20 protein-coding genes are annotated in these 18034 nt (G+C 62.9%); 19 read left to right on the top strand and 1 reads right to left on the bottom strand.

Annotated elements, in window-relative coordinates; translation table 11 throughout:
- Positions 1-12: 12 nt before the first annotated feature.
- From cgtA to ACM26W_RS17465, 17 genes are all read left to right on the top strand, one after another.
- Positions 13-1200, top strand: coding sequence for an Obg family GTPase CgtA (cgtA, locus tag ACM26W_RS17545; RefSeq protein ID WP_416138257.1), 1188 nt, complete (start codon positions 13-15; stop codon positions 1198-1200).
- A gap of 13 nt (positions 1201-1213) precedes the next feature.
- A complete protein-coding gene (gene proB / locus ACM26W_RS17540) occupies positions 1214-2353 on the top strand; it encodes a glutamate 5-kinase (protein ID WP_416138256.1) in 1140 nt (379 codons plus the stop codon).
- A 198-nt stretch (positions 2354-2551) separates the two neighbouring features.
- Entirely contained in the window at positions 2552-2818 is a 267-nt protein-coding gene (gene rpsT / locus ACM26W_RS17535) for a 30S ribosomal protein S20 (protein ID WP_416138255.1), read from the top strand.
- 112 nt (positions 2819-2930) lie between these two features.
- Positions 2931-4532 (top strand): murein biosynthesis integral membrane protein MurJ, encoded by a 1602-nt coding sequence (murJ, locus tag ACM26W_RS17530; protein WP_416138254.1) that lies wholly within the window; start codon positions 2931-2933, stop codon positions 4530-4532.
- A gap of 382 nt (positions 4533-4914) precedes the next feature.
- Positions 4915-5952, top strand: a complete 1038-nt coding sequence (gene ribF / locus ACM26W_RS17525; RefSeq protein WP_416138253.1) for a bifunctional riboflavin kinase/FAD synthetase — start codon at positions 4915-4917, stop codon at positions 5950-5952.
- A gap of 9 nt (positions 5953-5961) precedes the next feature.
- Positions 5962-8811, top strand: coding sequence for an isoleucine--tRNA ligase (gene ileS, locus ACM26W_RS17520; RefSeq protein WP_416138252.1), 2850 nt, complete (start codon positions 5962-5964; stop codon positions 8809-8811).
- A 118-nt stretch (positions 8812-8929) separates the two neighbouring features.
- On the top strand, positions 8930-9418 hold the full coding sequence (gene lspA, locus ACM26W_RS17515) for a signal peptidase II (RefSeq protein ID WP_416140918.1): 489 nt from the start codon (positions 8930-8932) through the stop codon (positions 9416-9418).
- A 209-nt stretch (positions 9419-9627) separates the two neighbouring features.
- Entirely contained in the window at positions 9628-10089 is a 462-nt protein-coding gene (fkpB, locus tag ACM26W_RS17510; RefSeq protein WP_416138251.1) for an FKBP-type peptidyl-prolyl cis-trans isomerase, read from the top strand.
- Between the two features lie 9 nt (positions 10090-10098).
- A complete protein-coding gene (locus tag ACM26W_RS17505) occupies positions 10099-11082 on the top strand; it encodes a DUF4351 domain-containing protein (RefSeq protein WP_416138250.1) in 984 nt (327 codons plus the stop codon).
- A gap of 65 nt (positions 11083-11147) precedes the next feature.
- Positions 11148-12101, top strand: a complete 954-nt coding sequence (gene ispH, locus ACM26W_RS17500) for a 4-hydroxy-3-methylbut-2-enyl diphosphate reductase (protein WP_416138249.1) — start codon at positions 11148-11150, stop codon at positions 12099-12101.
- 355 nt (positions 12102-12456) lie between these two features.
- Entirely contained in the window at positions 12457-12933 is a 477-nt protein-coding gene (locus ACM26W_RS17495; RefSeq protein ID WP_416138248.1) for a type IV pilin protein, read from the top strand.
- Complete coding sequence (locus ACM26W_RS17490; RefSeq protein WP_416138247.1) at positions 12914-13411, top strand: GspH/FimT family pseudopilin; 498 nt, start codon at positions 12914-12916, stop codon at positions 13409-13411. Before ACM26W_RS17495 ends, ACM26W_RS17490 begins: the two co-directional genes overlap by 20 nt.
- Positions 13386-13853 carry a type IV pilus modification protein PilV gene (gene pilV, locus ACM26W_RS17485; protein ID WP_416138246.1) on the top strand — a complete coding sequence of 156 codons (468 nt, stop codon included), beginning with the start codon at positions 13386-13388 and terminating at the stop codon, positions 13851-13853. Before ACM26W_RS17490 ends, pilV begins: the two co-directional genes overlap by 26 nt.
- A gap of 11 nt (positions 13854-13864) precedes the next feature.
- Complete coding sequence (locus tag ACM26W_RS17480) at positions 13865-14464, top strand: PilW family protein (RefSeq protein ID WP_416138245.1); 600 nt, start codon at positions 13865-13867, stop codon at positions 14462-14464.
- 52 nt (positions 14465-14516) lie between these two features.
- Complete coding sequence (locus tag ACM26W_RS17475) at positions 14517-15689, top strand: hypothetical protein (RefSeq protein WP_416138244.1); 1173 nt, start codon at positions 14517-14519, stop codon at positions 15687-15689.
- Between the two features lie 376 nt (positions 15690-16065).
- Positions 16066-16500, top strand: a complete 435-nt coding sequence (locus ACM26W_RS17470) for a hypothetical protein (RefSeq protein WP_416138243.1) — start codon at positions 16066-16068, stop codon at positions 16498-16500.
- Positions 16497-16688 (top strand): hypothetical protein, encoded by a 192-nt coding sequence (locus ACM26W_RS17465; protein WP_416138242.1) that lies wholly within the window; start codon positions 16497-16499, stop codon positions 16686-16688. The genes ACM26W_RS17470 and ACM26W_RS17465 overlap by 4 nt, the downstream gene beginning before the upstream one ends.
- A 193-nt stretch (positions 16689-16881) precedes the next feature.
- Here ACM26W_RS17465 and ACM26W_RS17460 read toward each other — a convergent pair whose 3' ends face one another.
- The gene (locus tag ACM26W_RS17460) at positions 16882-17292 is read right to left on the bottom strand and encodes a type II toxin-antitoxin system HicB family antitoxin (protein WP_416138241.1); all 411 of its coding nucleotides are present in this window, start codon (positions 17290-17292) and stop codon (positions 16882-16884) included.
- A gap of 178 nt (positions 17293-17470) precedes the next feature.
- On the opposite strand from ACM26W_RS17460, the gene ACM26W_RS17455 reads away from it, so the two are divergent.
- Both ACM26W_RS17455 and tnpB read left to right on the top strand, forming a co-directional pair.
- On the top strand, positions 17471-17680 hold the full coding sequence (locus ACM26W_RS17455) for a hypothetical protein (RefSeq protein WP_416138240.1): 210 nt from the start codon (positions 17471-17473) through the stop codon (positions 17678-17680).
- On the top strand, positions 17677-18033 hold the full coding sequence (tnpB, locus tag ACM26W_RS17450) for an IS66 family insertion sequence element accessory protein TnpB (protein WP_044630798.1): 357 nt from the start codon (positions 17677-17679) through the stop codon (positions 18031-18033). Before ACM26W_RS17455 ends, tnpB begins: the two co-directional genes overlap by 4 nt.
- The last annotated feature ends 1 nt before the right edge of the window (position 18034 follow it).

Raw genomic sequence — 18034 nt, 5'->3', positions numbered from 1 at the left:
GGAGAATGACAGATGCAGTTCGTCGATGAAGCCTCGATCATCGTGGAGGCCGGAAAGGGCGGCAATGGCTGCCTCAGCTTCCGGCGCGAGAAGTATGTGCCCAAGGGTGGCCCGGATGGCGGCGATGGCGGCCATGGTGGCACCGTCTACCTGATCGGTGACGATGCCCTCAACACCCTGATCGACTTCAGGTTCCAGCGCTTCTACAAGGCTCAGAACGGCCAGGGCGGCATGGGTCGGCAGATGAGCGGTCGCGCCGGCGATGATCTGCACGTCAAGGTGCCCGTGGGCACCACGGTGATCGACGAGGAGACCCTCGAGGTGATCGCCGACGTCACCGAGATCGGCCAGGTGGTGATGGTGGCACAGGGTGGCCGCCGGGGGCTGGGCAACATCCACTTCAAGTCCTCCACCAACCGGGCGCCCCGGCGGACCACGCCGGGCACCGAGGGCGAGCGCCGCAACCTGCGTCTGGAGATGAAGGTGATGGCCGACGTGGGCCTGCTGGGCATGCCCAACGCCGGCAAGTCGACGCTGATCCGTGCCGTCTCCGCCGCCAAGCCCAAGGTGGCCAACTACCCCTTCACTACCCTGGTGCCCAACCTGGGGGTGGTGAAGCTGGGCATGCACGAGCACTTCGTGATGGCCGACGTGCCGGGGTTGATCGAGGGCGCCTCGGACGGTGCCGGGCTGGGGCTGCGCTTCCTCAAGCACCTGACCCGCACTCGGCTGCTGTTTCACGTGGTCGACGTGGCGCCCTTCGACGAGTCCGACCCGGTGGAAGCCGCCCAGGCGATCATCCACGAGCTGGGCGAGTTCTCCCCGGCGCTGGCCGAGTTGCCGCGCTGGCTGGTGCTCAACAAGCTCGACCTGCTTCCCGCCGAGGATCGCGAGGAGCGTGCCGCCGATATCGTACGCCGCCTGGGCTGGGAGGGGCCGGTGTTCCGCATCTCGGCGATCTCTGCCGACGGCACCGCCGCCCTGGTGCAGGCGGGCTACCGCTGGCTGACCGAGCAGCGCACACTCGAGAACGAGGACGAGGAGGCCGCCGAGCGCGCCCGCGAGATGCGCGCACGCATGGAGGACGAGGCGGTGGCCCGCACCGAGGCGCGCCTGGGCCGCAAGCGCAAGAAGGTCACTGAGGACGACGACGATTTCGATGACGACGACCATGACGTCGAGGTCGAATACGCGCCCTGAGGGTTGAGAGCTGATGGAAGGCAACGAGCAGGTGGCAGGCCGCGAGGCGCTGGTGAACGCCCGCCGGGTGGTGGTGAAGATCGGCAGCGCGCTGCTGACCAACGACGGTCGCGGCCTCGACGAGGCGGCCATCGGTGGCTGGGTCGATCAGGTCGCCGAACTCCATCGCCGCGGCATCGAGGTGGTGCTGGTCTCCTCCGGCGCGGTGGCCGCGGGCATGGTGCGCCTCGGCTGGCAGGCGCGCCCCTCGGCGGTGCATGAGCTTCAGGCCGCCGCCGCGGTGGGGCAGAACGGCCTCACCGAGTGCTACGAGGGGCACTTCGCCCGCCACGGCCTGCTCACCGCCCAGGTGCTGCTGACCCACGACGACCTCTCCAATCGCAAGCGCTACCTCAACGCCCGCTCGGCCCTGCGCACCCTGGTCGACCTGCGGGTGGTACCGGTGATCAACGAGAACGACACCGTGGTCACCGACGAGATCCGCTTCGGCGACAACGACACCCTGGGGGCCCTGGTGGCCAACCTGCTGGAGGCCGACGCCCTGGTGATCCTCACCGACCAGGAAGGGCTCTTCGACGCCGACCCGCGCAGCAACCCCGAGGCGCGGCTGATCCACGAGGGGCGCGCCGATGACCCGGCGCTGGCCGCCGTGGCCGGCGGCGGCGGCGCCCTGGGGCGCGGCGGCATGACCACCAAGCTCCGCGCGGCGCACCTGGCGGCGCGCTCCGGCGCCTTTACCGCCATCGCCAGCGGCCGCCAGTCCGACGTGCTCACTCGGCTGATGGCCGGTGAGCGCCTCGGCACCCTGCTGCGGCCCGACCAGGTGCCCATCGCGGCGCGCAAGCGCTGGCTGGCCGGGCAGCTGCAGGTGCGTGGCACCCTGACCCTGGACGCCGGGGCAGTGAAGGTGCTGCGCGAGAGCGGATCCAGCCTGCTGGCGGTGGGGGTCAAGGCGGTAGCGGGGCCGTTCCGCCGTGGCGATATGGTGCTCTGTGTGGATGAGCAGGGCGAGCGCGTGGCCAAGGGGCTGGTCAACTACGGCGCCGATGACGCCGCGCGCCTCCTCGGCAAGCCGAGCCACCAGATCGAGGCGATCCTCGGCTTCATGGAGGCCCCGGAGCTGATTCACCGCGACAACCTGGTGGTGTTGTAGCCGCGTCACTATGGCAAGCACGGCGCGGGCTGTGATAGGATGCGCCATCCTCTCAGACACGGCCCGTGAACGATCGCTGATGTCAAGCGGTCGGCCAGATGGCCAAGCCGGCGGAAAGTCTCGGACTTTTCTGCCGGATCAATACGTTATCGATGCCGTCATCACACGGGCGGCGAAGAATCTCCAAGGAGACATCCAGTGGCAAACAGCAAGCAAGCTCGCAAGCGCGCCCGTCAGTCCGAAGGCCGTCGTGTACTGAAAGCCGGTCAGCGCTCCATGGTGCGCACCTACGTCAAGCGCGTCATCAAGGCCATCAACAGCGGTGACCACGCTCAGGCCATGGCCGAGTTCAATCAGGCGCAGCCGATCATCGATCGCATCGCCGACAAGGACGTGCTCTCCAAGAAGCGTGCCGCACGCATGAAGAGCCGCCTGAACAAGCGCATCAAGGCGCTGGCTGCCTAAGCCGGTCAGATGCCACCGAGACGCGGCCTGCGTGGCAGGCGTCTCGTGAAAAACCGGCTGCGGCCGGTTTTTTTGTGGCCGCCGCTCCCTGAGCCCGCCGAGGAGCCCAACCGTGACGGACCGAGAGCAGTTGCCCCCCACCCCGGTGGACGAGCACGACAAGGTGGTGGCCCCCAAGGCCGGCGGGCTGATGCGCTCGGGCCTGGTGGTCAGCGTGATGACCATGCTCTCCCGTGTGATGGGCCTGGTGCGCGACGTGGTAGTGGCCACCCTGTTCGGCGCGGGCAGTGGCGCCGACGCCTTCTTCGTCGCCTTCAAGATTCCCAACTTCATGCGCCGGCTGTTCGCCGAGGGGGCCTTCAACCAGGCCTTCGTGCCGGTGCTCTCCGAGTACGCCACCCGCGGCAGCAAGCGGGAAGTGCGCGAACTGCTCGACGCCGCCGCCGGCAGCCTTACCGTGGTGCTGGCGCTGCTCACCGCGCTGTTCATGGTCGCCGCCCCCTGGCTGGTGTGGGTGTTTGCCCCCGGCTTCGGCCGCGACCCGGCCAAGCTGGCGCTCACCGCCGACATGCTGCGGCTCACCTTTCCCTACCTGCTGCTGATCTCGCTGACGGCGTTTGCCGGCAGCGTGCTCAACACCTGGAACCGCTTCGCCATCCCGGCCTTCACCCCGGTGCTGCTCAACCTCTCGCTGATCGGCGCCGCGCTGCTGCTCACCCCGCTGATGACCGAGCCGGCCATGGCGCTGGCCTGGGGCGTGCTGATCGCCGGCGTCGCCCAGCTCGCCTTCCAGGTGCCCTTCCTGGTCCGCCTGGGGCTGATGCCGCGGCCCTGGCCGAGCTTCGTGCACCCCGGGGTGAAGCAGATCATGGTGCTGATGGCGCCGGCGCTGTTCGGCGTCTCGGTGTCGCAGATCAACCTGCTGCTGGACACCATCCTCGCCTCGCTGCTGGCGCCGGGCAGCGTCTCCTGGCTCTACTACTCCGACCGTCTGGTGGAACTGCCGCTGGGGGTGTTCGGCATCGCCATCGGCACGGTGATCCTGCCGGCGCTCTCCAAGCGCCACGCCGCGCAGTCCGGCCAGCACTTCAGCGAGATGCTCGACTGGGCGATCCGCGCCGTGCTGCTGCTCGGCCTGCCGGCGGCGCTGGCGTTGGCGATACTGGCCGAGCCGCTGCTGATCTCGCTGTTCCACTACGGCGCCATGACCGAGCATGACATCGCCATGGCGGCGATGAGCCTGCGCGCCTATGCCTTTGGACTGGTGGCCTTCATGCTGATCAAGGTGCTGGCGCCAGGCTTCTTCGCCCGCCAGAACACCAGCACGCCGGTGAAGATCGGCATCATCGCCATGGTCGCCAACATGGTCTTCAACCTGATCCTGATCTGGCCGTTGGCCCACGCCGGCCTGGCGCTGGCCACGGCGCTCTCGGCGTTCCTGAATGCCGGCCTGCTGGGCTGGCTGCTCTACAAGGAGCGGGTGCTGGTGTTCCAGCCTGGCTGGGGGCGCTATGCGGTGCAGCTGCTGGGCGGCTGCGCGGTGATGGGCGTCGGCCTGTGGTGGATCTCGCCCGACTGGCAGGCGTGGCTTGGCTGGGACGTCTGGACGCGAGTGACCTGGCTGGCGGCGCTGGTGGTGGCCGGCGCCGGGGTCTACTTCGCCTGGCTTGCGCTAACCGGCGTGCGCCTCCGCCAGTTCAAGATGAAGAGTTGACCTGACTTTGTGGGAGCCCTTCGGTCTCCATTCGCCGGGCAAAGCCCAGCTCCCACCAGTGGTCACAAGCCTTGCGACATGTCGATCTCACACTGGCCACCCTCGGGCTGGGAGGTTATCCAGTTACCACCGAGGTTGTTGCGACGGGTGGGAGCCACGCTCTGCGGGGCGAAGGGCGCCGCAGGCGCCCCTGCGGCGTTGCTTGCGTTCCTGCCGCCGCCCAGGAGTCCTTCGGTCTCCATTCGCCGGGCATAGCCCAGCTCCCACAGGGGTGGGCAATGAATTGCGAGGGCCAGGCCGGCCCGGCTGTCAAGGGGCCGGCGGTCCGGTATAATCGCTCACTTTACGACCCTCTTCTGGCCAGCGGAGCTCGAGCAACGCCATGCAAGTGATCCGAGGACTGCACAACCTGCGCGACGAGCACCGCGGCTGCGTGGCCACCATCGGCAATTTCGATGGGGTCCACCGCGGCCACCAGGCGATTCTCGACCAGTGCCGCGAACAGGCCGCCACGCTGCAGCTGCCGGTCACCGTGGTGGTCTTCGAGCCCCAGCCCCGGGAGTTCTTCGCCGGCGACCAGGCGCCGCCGCGCCTCGCCCTGCTGCGCGACAAGGTGCGCCTGCTGGGCGAGGCCGGGGTGGAGCGGGTGCTCTGCCTGCCCTTCAACGATGCCCTGCGCAGCCTCACCGCCGAGGCCTTCATCGATAAGGTGCTGATCGACGGCCTGGGCGTGCGCCACCTGGTGGTGGGCGACGATTTCCGCTTCGGCTGCGACCGCCGCGGCGACTTCCACCTGCTCACCGAGATCGGCGAGCAGCGCGGCTTCGGCGTCGAGCACACCCGCACCTTCACCATCGACGATGACCGCGTCTCCAGCACCCGCATCCGCACCCTGCTGGCCAGCGGCAACTTCGACGCCGCCGCCCGGCTGCTGGGGCGCCCCTACCAGCTGGGCGGCCGCGTGGTGGCCGACCAGAAGCTCGGCCGCACCATCGGCGTGCCCACCGCCAACCTGCCCCAGCCGGTGCGCTCCCTGGCGCTGCACGGCGTCTATGCGGTGGTCAGCGAGCTGCCCGATGGCCGCCGCCTTCCCGGGGTGGCCAACATCGGCTGGCGCCCCACGGTGGGCAGCACCCGGCCGGTGCTGGAGGTGCACCTGTTTGACTTCGACGGCGACCTCTATGGCCAGCGCCTGGCGGTGTTTCCCTGCGCCAAGCTGCGCGGCGAGGTGAAGTTCGAGCACTTCGACGCCCTGAAGCGCCAGATCGCCGCCGACCAGCGCCGGGCCCGCGGCTACTTTTCTCAGCACCCCGCCCTCAATAATGACGATTCTCTTCCTCTGGCATCGGCGCCGCTGGCGCGCGAGGCCGTGACTTCCGATTCCTCGGCGGGTGAGCCCGCCGACCACGACGACGGCTGATCCCGGGATATGAGCGACTACAAGCACACTCTGAACCTGCCAGAAACCGACTTTCCCATGCGCGGCATGCTGCCCAAGCGTGAGCCGGAGCGGCTGGCCCAGTGGCAGCAACAGGATCTGTACCACCGCCTGCGCGAGGAGCGCCGGGGCAAGCCGCTGTTCGTGCTGCACGATGGCCCTCCCTACGCCAACGGCAGCATCCACATCGGTCACGCTGTCAACAAGGTCCTCAAGGACATCATCGTCAAGTCGAAGAACCTGGCCGGCTTCGATGCCCCCTACGTACCCGGCTGGGACTGCCACGGCCTGCCCATCGAGCACAAGGTGGAGACCACCCACGGCAAGCACCTGGCCGCCGAGACGGCCCGCGAGCTGTGCCGCGAGTACGCCGGTGAGCAGATCCAGGGCCAGCTGGCCGATTTCGTGCGCCTGGGCGTGATGGGCGACTGGGACAACCCCTACCGCTCCATGGACTTCGCCAACGAGGCCGGCGAGATTCGCGCCCTGGCCGACATGGTCGAGGCCGGCTACGTCTTCAAGGGCCTGAAGCCCGTCAACTGGTGCTTCGATTGCGGCTCCGCCCTGGCCGAGGCCGAGGTGGAATACGCCGACAAGAAGTCCGACGCCATCGACGTGGCCTTTCCGGTGGCGGATGCCGACCGGTTGGCCGCGGCCTTCGGCCTCGAGGCGCTGGCCAAACCGGCCGCCGTGGTGATCTGGACCACCACCCCCTGGACCATCCCCGCCAACCAGGCGCTGAACGTGCACCCCGAGTTCACCTATGCGCTGGTGGACACCGGCGAGCGGCTGCTGGTGCTGGCCGAGGAGCTGGTGGCATCGTGCCTGGAGCGCTTCGACCTCCACGGCGAGATCGTTGCCACCGCCACCGGCGAGCGGCTGGACGGCGTCCGCTTTCGCCACCCCTTCTATGACCGCCTGTCGCCGGTCTATCTGGCCGACTATGTGGAAGTGGAGGCAGGCAGCACGGGTATCGTCCACTCGGCCCCGGCCTATGGCGTCGATGACTTCGTGACCTGTCGCGCCCATGGCATGGAATTCGACGAGATCGAGAGCCCGGTGCAGGGCAATGGCGTCTATGTCGATGACCTGCCGTTCTTCGGTGGCCAGATGATCTGGAAGGCCAATCTGCAGATCGTCGCCAAGCTCGATGAGGTGGGTGCGCTGATGGCCCACCAGACCATTACCCACAGCTATATGCACTGCTGGCGCCACAAGACCCCGGTGATCTACCGTGCCACCGCCCAGTGGTTCGTGGGCATGGATGTGAGAGGGCGAGACGGCAAGACCCTGCGCGAGCGGGCGCTTGAAGGCATCGAGGCGACCCACTTCACCCCGGCCTGGGGCCAGGCGCGCCTGCACAGCATGATCGCCAACCGCCCGGACTGGTGCATCTCGCGCCAGCGCAACTGGGGCGTGCCGATCCCCTTCTTCCTGCACAAGGCCACCGGCGAGCTGCACCCGCGCACCCTCGAACTGATGGAGGAGGCCGCCAAGCGTGTGGAGGCCGAGGGCATCGACGCCTGGTTCCGCCTCGACCCCGCCGAGCTGCTGGGCGAGGAGGCCGCCGACTACGACAAGGTCACCGATACCCTGGATGTCTGGTTCGACTCCGGCACCACCCACCGCCACGTGCTGCGCGGCTCCCACCCCCACGGCCACGAGAGTGGCCCGGTGGCCGACCTCTACCTGGAGGGCTCCGACCAGCATCGCGGCTGGTTCCACTCCTCGCTGCTCACCGGCTGTGCCATCGATGGCCACCCGCCCTACCGCGGCCTGCTCACCCACGGCTTCACCGTGGACGCCCAGGGCCGCAAGATGTCCAAGTCGGTGGGCAACGTGGTCGCACCCCAGGCGGTGATGGACAAGCTCGGCGCCGACATCCTGCGCCTGTGGGTCGCCTCCACCGACTACGGCGGCGAGATGGCGGTCTCCGACGAGATCTTGAAGCGTACCGCCGACGTCTACCGGCGCATCCGCAACACCTCGCGCTTCCTGCTCGCCAACCTCAACGGATTCGAACCGAACCGCGACGCCGTGGCCTTCGACGAGATGCTGGCCCTGGACCAGTGGGTGGTCGACCGCGCCGCCCAGCTTCAGGCGCGTATCGAGACCGCCTACCAGGAGTACCGCTTCCTGGACGTCTACCAGCAGGTGCACGGCTTCTGCGCCCGCGAGCTGGGCGGCTTCTACCTGGACGTCATCAAGGATCGCCAGTACACCACCCAGGCCGACTCCCTGGCGCGCCGCAGCGCCCAGACCGCCCTCTACCACGTGGTGGAGGCGCTCTCCCGCTGGGTGGCGCCGATCCTCTCCTTCACCGCCGAGGAGATCTTCGAGAACATCCCCGGCGAGCGCGGCGACAGCGTGCTGCTGGCGACCTACTACGAAGGCCTCGCCACCCTGGAAGACGACGCCGAGATGGGCCGCGACTTCTGGGAGCAGGTGCTGGAGGTCAAGCAGGCGGTCAACAAGTGCCTGGAGGACGCCCGCAACGCCAAGACCATCAAGGGCAGCCTGGCCGCCGAGGTCACCCTCTACGTGGACGACGCCCTGCAGGCGATGCTGTCCAAGCTGGGCGACGAGCTGCGTTTCGTGATGCTGACCAGCGAGGTGACCCTGAAGCCGCTCGGCGATGCTGAAAAACCCCAAGGAGAGGGCGCCGAGGCGACCGAACTGGCGGGGCTGAAGGTGGCCGTGGCCGTCAGCGCCCATCGCAAGTGCGAGCGCTGCTGGCACCACCGCGACGACGTGGGCAGCCACGAGGGGCATGATGACCTCTGCGGGCGCTGCGTGAGCAACCTGCCCGACGGCCCCGGTGAGACTCGCCTGTATGCCTGATTCGCCCGCCAACAAGTCAGCCAACAAGGCAGCCAAGGATGCCGCCAACGATTCTGCCAAGCGGGCCGGCGGCACTCCTGCCAGCACCCTTGTCAGCAACCCTGGGGGGGTGCCGCCCATGCAGCGCCCGCTGCGCTGGCTGTGGCTGGCCGTGGCGATCATCGTGCTGGACCTCGCCACCAAGTACATGGCCAGTGCCATGCTCGATTACGCCCGGCCGGTGGAGGTGCTGCCGTTCTTCAACCTGACGCTGCTGCACAACACCGGCGCGGCCTTCAGCTTCCTGGCCAACCACCCCGGCTGGCAGCGCTGGTTCTTCGCCGTCATCGCGGTGGGGGCCAGCATCGGCCTGACCATCTGGCTGACCCGGCTCAAGCGCGACGAGACGCTGCTGGCGTGCTCGCTGGCGGCGATCATCGGCGGGGCCCTCGGCAACCTCTACGACCGCCTGGTACACGGCTACGTGGTGGACTTCCTCTCCTTCCACGTCGCCGGCTGGTACTACCCGGCCTTCAACGTGGCGGACATCGGCATCACCCTGGGGGCCATCGGCCTGATCTGGGAATCGGTGTTCGGCGAGAAGCGCCGCGCCCGGCAACGCAACTGACTGGCCCCGGGGCCTCTGTGGGAGCCCCGGGGCTTTTGTGGGAGATCGGCTCCGCCGGGCGAATGGCGCCGCAGGCGCCCCGGTGAGCCACCATACCCATTGTGGGAGATCGGCTCTGCCGGGCGAATGGCGCCGCCAGGCGCCCAGCGGAGCCACCCGGCCTCAGCGAGGCCACCGAACCTAATCATCTTTACCGAGCCCAAGATCCCATGACCGACCAGAACAGCGAGCAATACCAGATCGACGAGGGCATGGAAGTGACCCTGCACTTCACCCTCAAGCTGGAAGACGGCACTGTGGTGGACTCCACCCACGACAAGGCCCCGGCCACCTTCCAGGTGGGCGACGGCAACCTGCCACCCGGCTTCGAGCACCCCATGAAGGGCATGGCCGCCGGCGAAAGCGGCAGCTTCGAGATCACCCCGGAGCACGCCTTCGGCCAGCACAACCCGCAGAACGTCCAGCGCCTCAAGCGCGACAACTTCGGCGACGAGCCGCTGGAGCTGGGCACCGTGATGTCCTTCGCGGACCCCTCCGGCGGCGAGCTGCCCGGCGTGATCAGCGCCATCGACGGCGACATGATCGACGTGGACTTCAACCACCCGCTGGCAGGGCGTACCCTGACCTTCGAGGTGGACGTGCTCGACGTGAAGCCTGCAACCACGCATTGAGGTGGCCTGATGGGCAAAGCGGTCAGTGGTAGCAGCGACTTCGATTCCCCTTGGAAAGAGGCCCTGGAGCACTATTTTCCGCAGTTTCTCCAGTTGTTGATGCCGGAGATGTTCCGTGATATCGATTGGCAGCGCCCCCACGAGTTTCTCGACAAGGAGCTGCAGCAGGTTGTGCGTGACACCGAAGCCGGTCGGCGACACGCAGACAAGCTGGTCAAGGTATACACCCTGGAGGGTAGCGAGACCTGGGTGTTGATCCACGTCGAGGTGCAGGGCAAGGCCGATCGTCACTTCAACGCCAGGATGTACCGCTACTACTACCGGCTACAGGACAAGTACCCTCAGCGGCGTATCGCTAGCCTGGCTATCCTGACGGATAAAGGCGGCCACCGTCCGCTTGGGCGACATGAGCAGAGCCTGTGGCAGACGCGCCTGACCTTCAGCTTTCCGGTGGTGGACCTGCAGCAAGTGGGTAATGACCGCCCGGCGCTCGAGAACACCTCCAACCCCTTTGCTGTCGTAGTGTTGGCACAGCTGGAAGCGCACCGCACAAGAGGCGACGCGGACGCTCGCCTGGTGACCAAATTCGCTCTGATGAAGCGCCTTTATCAGCGAGGTTTTACCCGAGCAGAGGTGCTGGAGCTGTTGAGACTGATAGACTGGATGCTGGAGTTGCCGCCGGCGCTGGAGGAGCAGCTAGAAATCCAGATGGCTCGCTTCGAGGAGGAAGTACAGATGGCGTATGTCACATCGTTCGAACGTATCGCGGAAAAGCGCGGCATACAGCAAGGTATGCAGCAAGGTATGCAGCAGGGTATGCAGCAGGGGGCTCGCAATGGTCGTGCCGAGCTGCTGCTGAAGCTACTTGCCTTGAAATTCGGCGAGCTTCCCGAGGGCCTGGCCGTGCGGGTAGAAGAAGCTGACATGGAAGCCATGGACCGCTGGGCCGAGCGTGTATTGACCGCCGATACCCTCGACGACATTTTCGACTGATTCATCAAGGCAAGGCCCTCATGCAACCTGACACCCCGCAGACACAGCGAACGCAGACCAAGCCTATGCAGATCAGGCTCGCCAACCCCCGCGGCTTCTGCGCCGGCGTCGATCGCGCCATCGATATCGTCAACCGTGCCCTCGATGTCTTCGGCCCGCCCATCTACGTGCGTCACGAAGTTGTCCACAACCGCTTCGTGGTCGACACCCTGCGTGAGCGCGGTGCCGTCTTCGTCGAGGAGCTTCATGAGGTCCCCGACGACGTCATCGTGATCTTCTCCGCCCACGGCGTCTCCCGCGCCGTACAGGAGGAAGCCGATCGGCGCGGCCTCAAGGTGTTCGACGCCACCTGCCCGCTGGTCACCAAGGTCCACCTGGAGGTGCTGCGCTACGCCAAGCGCGGCCAGGAGTGCATCCTGATCGGCCACGGCGGCCACCCCGAGGTGGAGGGCACCATGGGCCGCTACGACACCGCCCACGGCGGCGCCATCTACCTGGTGGAAGACGAGCAGGACGTGGCGAAACTGGAGGTGAAGGATCCGAGCAAGCTCGCCTTCGTCACCCAGACGACGCTTTCCATGGACGACACCGCCAAGGTGATCGACGCCCTGCGCGCCAAGTTCCCGGAGATCGAGGGGCCGCGCAAGGACGACATCTGCTACGCCACCCAGAACCGCCAGGACGCCGTGCGGGAGCTGGCCGAAGGCGCAGACCTGGTGCTGGTGGTGGGCAGCCCCAACAGCTCCAACTCCAACCGCCTGCGCGAGCTCTCCGAGCGCATCGGCACCCCGGCCCACCTGATCGACAACGCCGAGCAGATCGACCCCGCCTGGCTGGCAGGCGTCAGCGCCGTGGGCGTGACCGCCGGCGCCAGCGCCCCCGAGGTACTGGTGCGGGGCGTGATCGAGCGCCTGCAGGCACTGGGCGCCACCGCCCCCGAGGAACTCGCCGGCCGCGCCGAGACCATCACCTTCTCCATGCCTCGCGAACTGCGCGAGCGGGTGATCGTCAGCGAGTAGCGGTGTCAGCAGTGCCCCAACAAGAACGCCGGCGTCATGGAAATGACGGCGGCGTTCTCGTTTTCAGGGTGGCCGACCGAGCGACACCGCCTTTGCCAAGCCAATGGCTTGCATGGCAATCAGCCGACGGGCGGCCAACCCCAGTGGGAGCCCGGGCCCCCCGGGCGAACACCGCGCAGCGGTGAGGCGCCGCCAGGCGCCCAGCAATCCTGCCATGCACCTGCTTCACGCCTTCCCGGGCTACACGGTAAGCAAACGCTAACCGCCCTTGCATTTTTGCCGCGGCACCCTATCGCAAATTCCGCTCTTGATACATACTGCAACCAAACGTAACGAAACTATGGAGGCGCGCGGCGTGACCCAACCGAGCACCCGACGCAGGCCCCAAGGCCCCGCAGGCAGCACCCGGCGCACCGCCGGCTTCACGCTCATCGAACTGATGATTGCGGTAGCCATTGTCGGAATTCTGGCGTCGATCGCCTATCCCAGTTATCAGCGGTATGTGCTGGAATCGCGCCGAACGGATGCCAAGAGTAGTCTGATGCAGGTCGCAGGGCAACTGGAGCGTTGTTATACAGTAACTAGTGACTATCGCTATAGGGATGGGGATGGAAATGCTTGTATTAATTTCCCTATTGATTCAAATGAAGGTTTCTATCGAATCACTGCTTCAGCAGCTGATGGTACAGGAACGGTGCCCGAAAGCTCCAACTATAGGCTTACGGCAACAACAACAGGTGCTCAGAACTCCAGTCAATCCGGTGATAGCTGTGATGATTTTACACTAACCCATACCGGCGCAAGGGGAGCTAATGAAACTGATTGCTGGTAAGGTAAAACCCTTTTCAGGGTTTACCCTGATTGAGCTGCTGGTCACGATAGCTGTAGCCGTAGTCCTGGCGACGATTGCTGTGCCCGGCTTTTCTCAACTTCGCCAGCAGCAACAAATAGTGGCAAGTGCCAACGACGTGCTTGGAGTGCTTCAATCAGCAAGGCGTGAAGCCATCAACAAGCGATTGGATATGTCAGTTGTCCTCGGTAACTCTCAAGGCTGGCCTATCACAGTAAAATACACGAACCCTGATACAGGCAATGAAGAGACTGTCCTTGCGCGATATGCCTCGCATTCATTAATATCACTTTCTTGGGCGTCAGGAGATGATTTGGTGTTCAACCGTTTTGGTAGAGTCGATACTGCACGGGCATTATGCATTCTGCGTGATGCAGAAGTGTCAAGAGAAGCCTACATGAGAATCTCGGGTCAGATAGAACTCAGGAAAGATGATGAAATCGAAAACTGTGTTGGCTGAATCCTGCCGGTCTCGAATTTTCTCGCCGATCAAAGAAAGCAGGCGGGAACAATCAGGCTTCACACTGCTTGAGGTGTTGGTTGCTGTGCTTGTATTGTCGTTTGGATTGCTTGGGCTGGCAGGCATGCAGTTGAAGGGCTTGCAGTCTGCCCACCTCTCCTATCAGCGAACACTGGCGACTTCGGCCGCTCAGGATGCCGTCGAGAGATTGTGGGTTAAGCTCTGGAAAACGCCTGACAGCTGCCCAGATCCAGTGGATGTTACTACCGAATGGCACGATGCCTGGAAGGGAGTGCTGGTGGGAATGGATACGGCAGGCTCCGATATTACTGCTTCCGGCTGTGAATACTTAATTTCAGTCTTGTGGCAGGATGAGCGTTTTTCTGCAGAGGGTGATGTATCGAGGCTGGTCTATGTTGCTCGGTTGCCACAGGCACCATGAGGACAAAAGTGATGCATTCTCTTGTGATAACAAAAAATGCAGGTTTGCGCCGTCAGTCAGGCTTTACATTGGTCGAGCTTATGGTTGCCTTGGTGCTTGGGTTGCTTGTCGTTTTTGGTGCGACACAACTGTTCCTGACAAGCTCACAGGCCTTTCGTAGTATTGAAGATATTAATAAAAGGCAGGAAGTGGTCTCATATATTTCCAATATTATTGGTTATGAAGTGCGTATTTCTGGTGCGGGAACGGGACCTGTGAAGACCGGTGGCTCAGGAGGCGTAGTCAATGAAGGTGATCGATTAAAGATTGAGTTTCAGGATAATTCCTATATGCCATATTGCCCATCTGGAACTACTGTAATTGATGGCCTGGAGTATTTTGTTGATTTCGGTAAGTCATCTCTAATGGTGGAGGCAAGCTGTAATGATGTTTTGCAGGGTGAGAAAGAGGTAATTGCCGGCATTTCAGATATCCAATTCAAGGCAGAGAAGATTAAGGGTAACGATGCTTATGTGGATGTTATTCTGACACTGGAGTCTCCAAGATCTTCGTCGGTATCCGATGTCATTAATATGCGCTTTACGAGGCACAGCAAGGCAATTTTTGAATGAGATATAAAAACTGTCATTAGCGTGTATGCGATTTTAATATAAGGAAATCTTCATGAAAAATAAACAAAAAGGCATGGCGTTGATTGTCAGCTTATCACTTATGACAATGGCGTTAATTCTTGGGGTAAGTGGTATGCAGACATCCAGAGTGGAAGAGTCTGCGGCGGGCAGTAATCGTGCGGCTTCCAATGCTTTAATGGCTGCAGAATTCGGTTCGTCAGCGCAGCTGGAGGCCAACTCATCCGTCTCACTAACGTCTTTATCCAGCTGTTCAGATCCCCCCAACTATGGCAATTCCATCAGCATCAACAACAGTCAGGATGAGTCGGTTTCCTACCGTTACGAGATATGTAGCCCAAGTGACGAAATTGTCAGAATCACGACTGAAGGTAGTGCCCGGGACGTTCCGCGAATTATTCAAGTCGAGATGCTTGTTAAATCTGTTGAGTCCACCTTTACGGATCTAGCAGCAATCAACTTGGCAGGCAATGTCTCCAGCTTCGATGCTCCCAACTCGAATGCCTTTGTTGTTGAAGGACTTATCGACGACAAGTTCGAAGGTGGTGCATTACCCGCCATAACCACTAATGGCCAGCAGTCTTACATTGAGGACCAGATCGGCACTGGTCGGATTGATAATTATACTGGAGGAATTTCCGATGAAATTGGCAATAGTATTTTGTCTGATGCCGATAAATTTAACGCATTCATTGAAGATTTGAAGGCGTATGCCGCAGCTAATAATAGGGCTTTTGATTCTATCTCTACAACTGGGAAAGATAAGACAGACTTGGGTTCGAGTAGTAACCCGTTGATAACTCACGTAACAGGTGATATGGCATTAACTGGTAATGCTAGCGGAGCTGGAATATTGCTTGTTGATGGTGACTATGGTACTGCCGGTACCCCTTACTTTGAAGGCCTCGTGATCGTGTTGGGCAATACCTTCGGTATTGCCGGTGGGGGGAATGGTGGGTTGAGTGGGGCTTTGATTTCGGCACCCATGCAGGATTCATTGGAAGAAGGTGTTGAAAAACAGTTTTCCAACACGGATGTCGTTACAGCGGGTGGTGGTACTGCCGCTTATTCCCACGATCCAGGTGCGCTTTCTGCTGCGTTTGACCTTTTGCCGGTGGGGTTGCAAGATTTTTGGAAAAGTAATAACACAACTACGTTTCTGCCACCTGAGAGAAGCATTGCAAGTTGGTCTGAAATTAACTTATAGCGCCCATGTGGGTAGCCGAAGGCGCCCACCAGGTTCTGCTTGATGTTGCCAAGGGTCGCCCGGCTGATCTCGATGGCCGAGGCCACGCCGTGCAGCGAGCCGCGCATCAGGGTGACAGGATCCGCATCGCCCCCGTCAACCCAGTGCGCCGGATTTGGTAGAATGCGCGCTTTAGTCTCCCGATTTGGCTGTCGCCCCCCGGCGGCTTTACCAGGCGCGAAAGGCTGGTTTGACGAGGCTCGATGGTCGAACTGGGCCCACCAATGCGCAGCAACCGACGGACAGCTGCATTTTCCGCCCACCATGGCCTAGGTTTTTTGGGTGGTGCATGTCGGGTAAGACACCTTCCATGTGCATTTGTCGGAAGGACTTGGCGATGACCCGTCATAAAGAACACGTAGCAACTTGCTGGATCGTTGCCGGTCCGAACGGAGCTGGCAAGACAACCTTTGCGCTGAACTACCTGCCCCAAGTTGCTAGCTGCTCGCGCTTCATCAATGCTGACCTGATTGCTGCAGGCCATTCGCCTCTTGCTCCAGAGAGAGAGCTCCTGGCGGCTAGCCGTATCTTCCTGCAAGAAATTGAAGAAGTGATTGCCGACCAGGAAGACTTTGCCTTTGAAACGACTCTGTCCGGGCGCGGAGGTAATCGGGGACGGACCCCCATTTCCCAGGAGGTAATCGGGGACGGACCCCCATTTCCCATGAATGACGGTGGCACGCCGGAACCCGTATTCGAGCAGCACGGACCAGAACGACAGATTCTCAATGACTCGTTGTTTGAGACGCTTTCCAAGGAGTCACGACTATGACCCAGCTCTCCCCCGATACTCAGGAAATGCTGGATAGCCTGCGTGCCGCTGTGGCCGAGACCCTCGAGCGCAAGCGTTGTCTTGGCCACTATGCAGTCATCTGGCAGGACGGCAAGCCGGTACTGGTTGGTGAGGACGCCCCCGAGCAGCCTTGTCAACAGCCCTCGGACGATCAGAAACCGGGTTAATCAGGGACAGGCCCCCATTGGCCTGCGTTTCCCTGTCACTGCGCTGTTTGGCCGTCAACGGATGGTCTCCACCTCGAACGCCACGATCTGACGCTGCTCACTGGAGAACTCCACCCCGATCAGGTGGAAGGGCTTGCCTGAGGAAAATGGGGGTCTGTCCCCGATTAGTCATGTCCCCGATTAGTCAGCAGCCTCAGCCATGCCGCTCGAGTTCATGTAGCGCGGCACGAGCCAGGAACCCGGAGCGACTCTTGTAATCCCCATGCCTGGCCACGGTGCTGTCGATCCGCTTGATCAACAGATCGGGGAGTGTGACGTTGATCTTGTGACTCTTGCCCAGATAGGGCGTCATGTCGATCTCGACCGCGGCCCAGACCCAGCCAGCAAGATCCGGATTGTCCAGATGCCGCTGGATCGCTGTGGCCACCGGTATCGGGTCGCCATGCTCAGCCAAACTTTCCAAATGGCCCTCGATCGCTTCTCGGGCATTGTCAATCGCCTCGTCGAAGGTATCGCCGGCCGAAAAGCAGCCCGGGAGATCCGGTACGACCACGCCATAGGCTTGAGTGTGATCCCCGACCTCAATGGCAATGGGAAAGTGCATGGTGTGACTCCTCTCTGGCACCAGATACCTGGTGCCTCACCTTAGGCCAGCCTGCTTTCGGATGCCTTGTATCAAGCCCTTTATCAGGTCCTTCTTCGGTAAGCGGTCCATAAACCCCATCTTATGCAGCTGAATAGTGTCCGTCAGACTGGTGTCACCCGATACCAAGGAGGACACCATGAGCGAACTGACCTCAACACAAGCCTTCTGGCTGGGCCATCTGTTCCATGCCTCCTCTCGGCAATTGTCGCTGAGCGAGTACGCCAACGAGCAGGGGCTGGATCTTGCGTCACTGCTGGCGTGGGAGCAGCGCCTGGTGGTGCAGGATGTGCAGGTACCACCTCGCCATCGGCCGCTTCGCTTCGTCGCCGTGGAGGTGGCCCGATGATCCGGCCGGATACCCGGCTGCGCGTCTACCTGTGCCGCGAGCCGGTCGACATGCGCAAGCAGATCGACGGGCTGGCCCTGCTGGTTCAGGAGGCCATGGAGCTTAACCCCTTCGAGGAGGCGGTGTTCGTGTTCGGCAACCGCCAACGTGACAAGGTGAAGCTGCTGTTCTGGGAGCGCAACGGCTTCGTGGTCTGGTACAAGCGCCTGGAGCGCGAGCGCTTCAAATGGCCGGATCGGTTAGAGGGCGACACGGTCACCCTCTCGGGCCAGGAGCTGAACTGGCTCCTGGATGGCTATGATCTCAGCGCCATGCGTCCCCATAAGGCGTTGGATTTTCAGGCGGTTGGCTGAT

This window comes from Halomonas sp. HK25 (genome assembly GCF_047795635.1).
In the GTDB taxonomy this organism is placed as follows: domain Bacteria; phylum Pseudomonadota; class Gammaproteobacteria; order Pseudomonadales; family Halomonadaceae; genus Halomonas.
The sequence above is the reverse complement of the archived record's forward strand: the minus strand, read 5'-3'. Positions and strand labels throughout refer to the sequence as shown.

Coding starts and splice junctions, on each gene's coding strand:
- cgtA (WP_416138257.1), top strand. CDS start 13: ATGCAGTTCGTCGATGAAGCCTCGATCATCGTGGAGGCCGGAAAGGGC.
- proB (WP_416138256.1), top strand. CDS start 1,214: ATGGAAGGCAACGAGCAGGTGGCAGGCCGCGAGGCGCTGGTGAACGCC.
- ribF (WP_416138253.1), top strand. CDS start 4,915: ATGCAAGTGATCCGAGGACTGCACAACCTGCGCGACGAGCACCGCGGC.
- ileS (WP_416138252.1), top strand. CDS start 5,962: ATGAGCGACTACAAGCACACTCTGAACCTGCCAGAAACCGACTTTCCC.
- lspA (WP_416140918.1), top strand. CDS start 8,930: ATGCAGCGCCCGCTGCGCTGGCTGTGGCTGGCCGTGGCGATCATCGTG.
- fkpB (WP_416138251.1), top strand. CDS start 9,628: ATGACCGACCAGAACAGCGAGCAATACCAGATCGACGAGGGCATGGAA.
- ACM26W_RS17505 (WP_416138250.1), top strand. CDS start 10,099: ATGGGCAAAGCGGTCAGTGGTAGCAGCGACTTCGATTCCCCTTGGAAA.
- ispH (WP_416138249.1), top strand. CDS start 11,148: ATGCAGATCAGGCTCGCCAACCCCCGCGGCTTCTGCGCCGGCGTCGAT.
- ACM26W_RS17490 (WP_416138247.1), top strand. CDS start 12,914: ATGAAACTGATTGCTGGTAAGGTAAAACCCTTTTCAGGGTTTACCCTG.
- pilV (WP_416138246.1), top strand. CDS start 13,386: ATGAAATCGAAAACTGTGTTGGCTGAATCCTGCCGGTCTCGAATTTTC.
- ACM26W_RS17480 (WP_416138245.1), top strand. CDS start 13,865: ATGCATTCTCTTGTGATAACAAAAAATGCAGGTTTGCGCCGTCAGTCA.
- ACM26W_RS17475 (WP_416138244.1), top strand. CDS start 14,517: ATGAAAAATAAACAAAAAGGCATGGCGTTGATTGTCAGCTTATCACTT.
- ACM26W_RS17470 (WP_416138243.1), top strand. CDS start 16,066: ATGACCCGTCATAAAGAACACGTAGCAACTTGCTGGATCGTTGCCGGT.
- ACM26W_RS17465 (WP_416138242.1), top strand. CDS start 16,497: ATGACCCAGCTCTCCCCCGATACTCAGGAAATGCTGGATAGCCTGCGT.
- ACM26W_RS17460 (WP_416138241.1), bottom strand. CDS start 17,292: ATGCACTTTCCCATTGCCATTGAGGTCGGGGATCACACTCAAGCCTAT.
- ACM26W_RS17455 (WP_416138240.1), top strand. CDS start 17,471: ATGAGCGAACTGACCTCAACACAAGCCTTCTGGCTGGGCCATCTGTTC.
- tnpB (WP_044630798.1), top strand. CDS start 17,677: ATGATCCGGCCGGATACCCGGCTGCGCGTCTACCTGTGCCGCGAGCCG.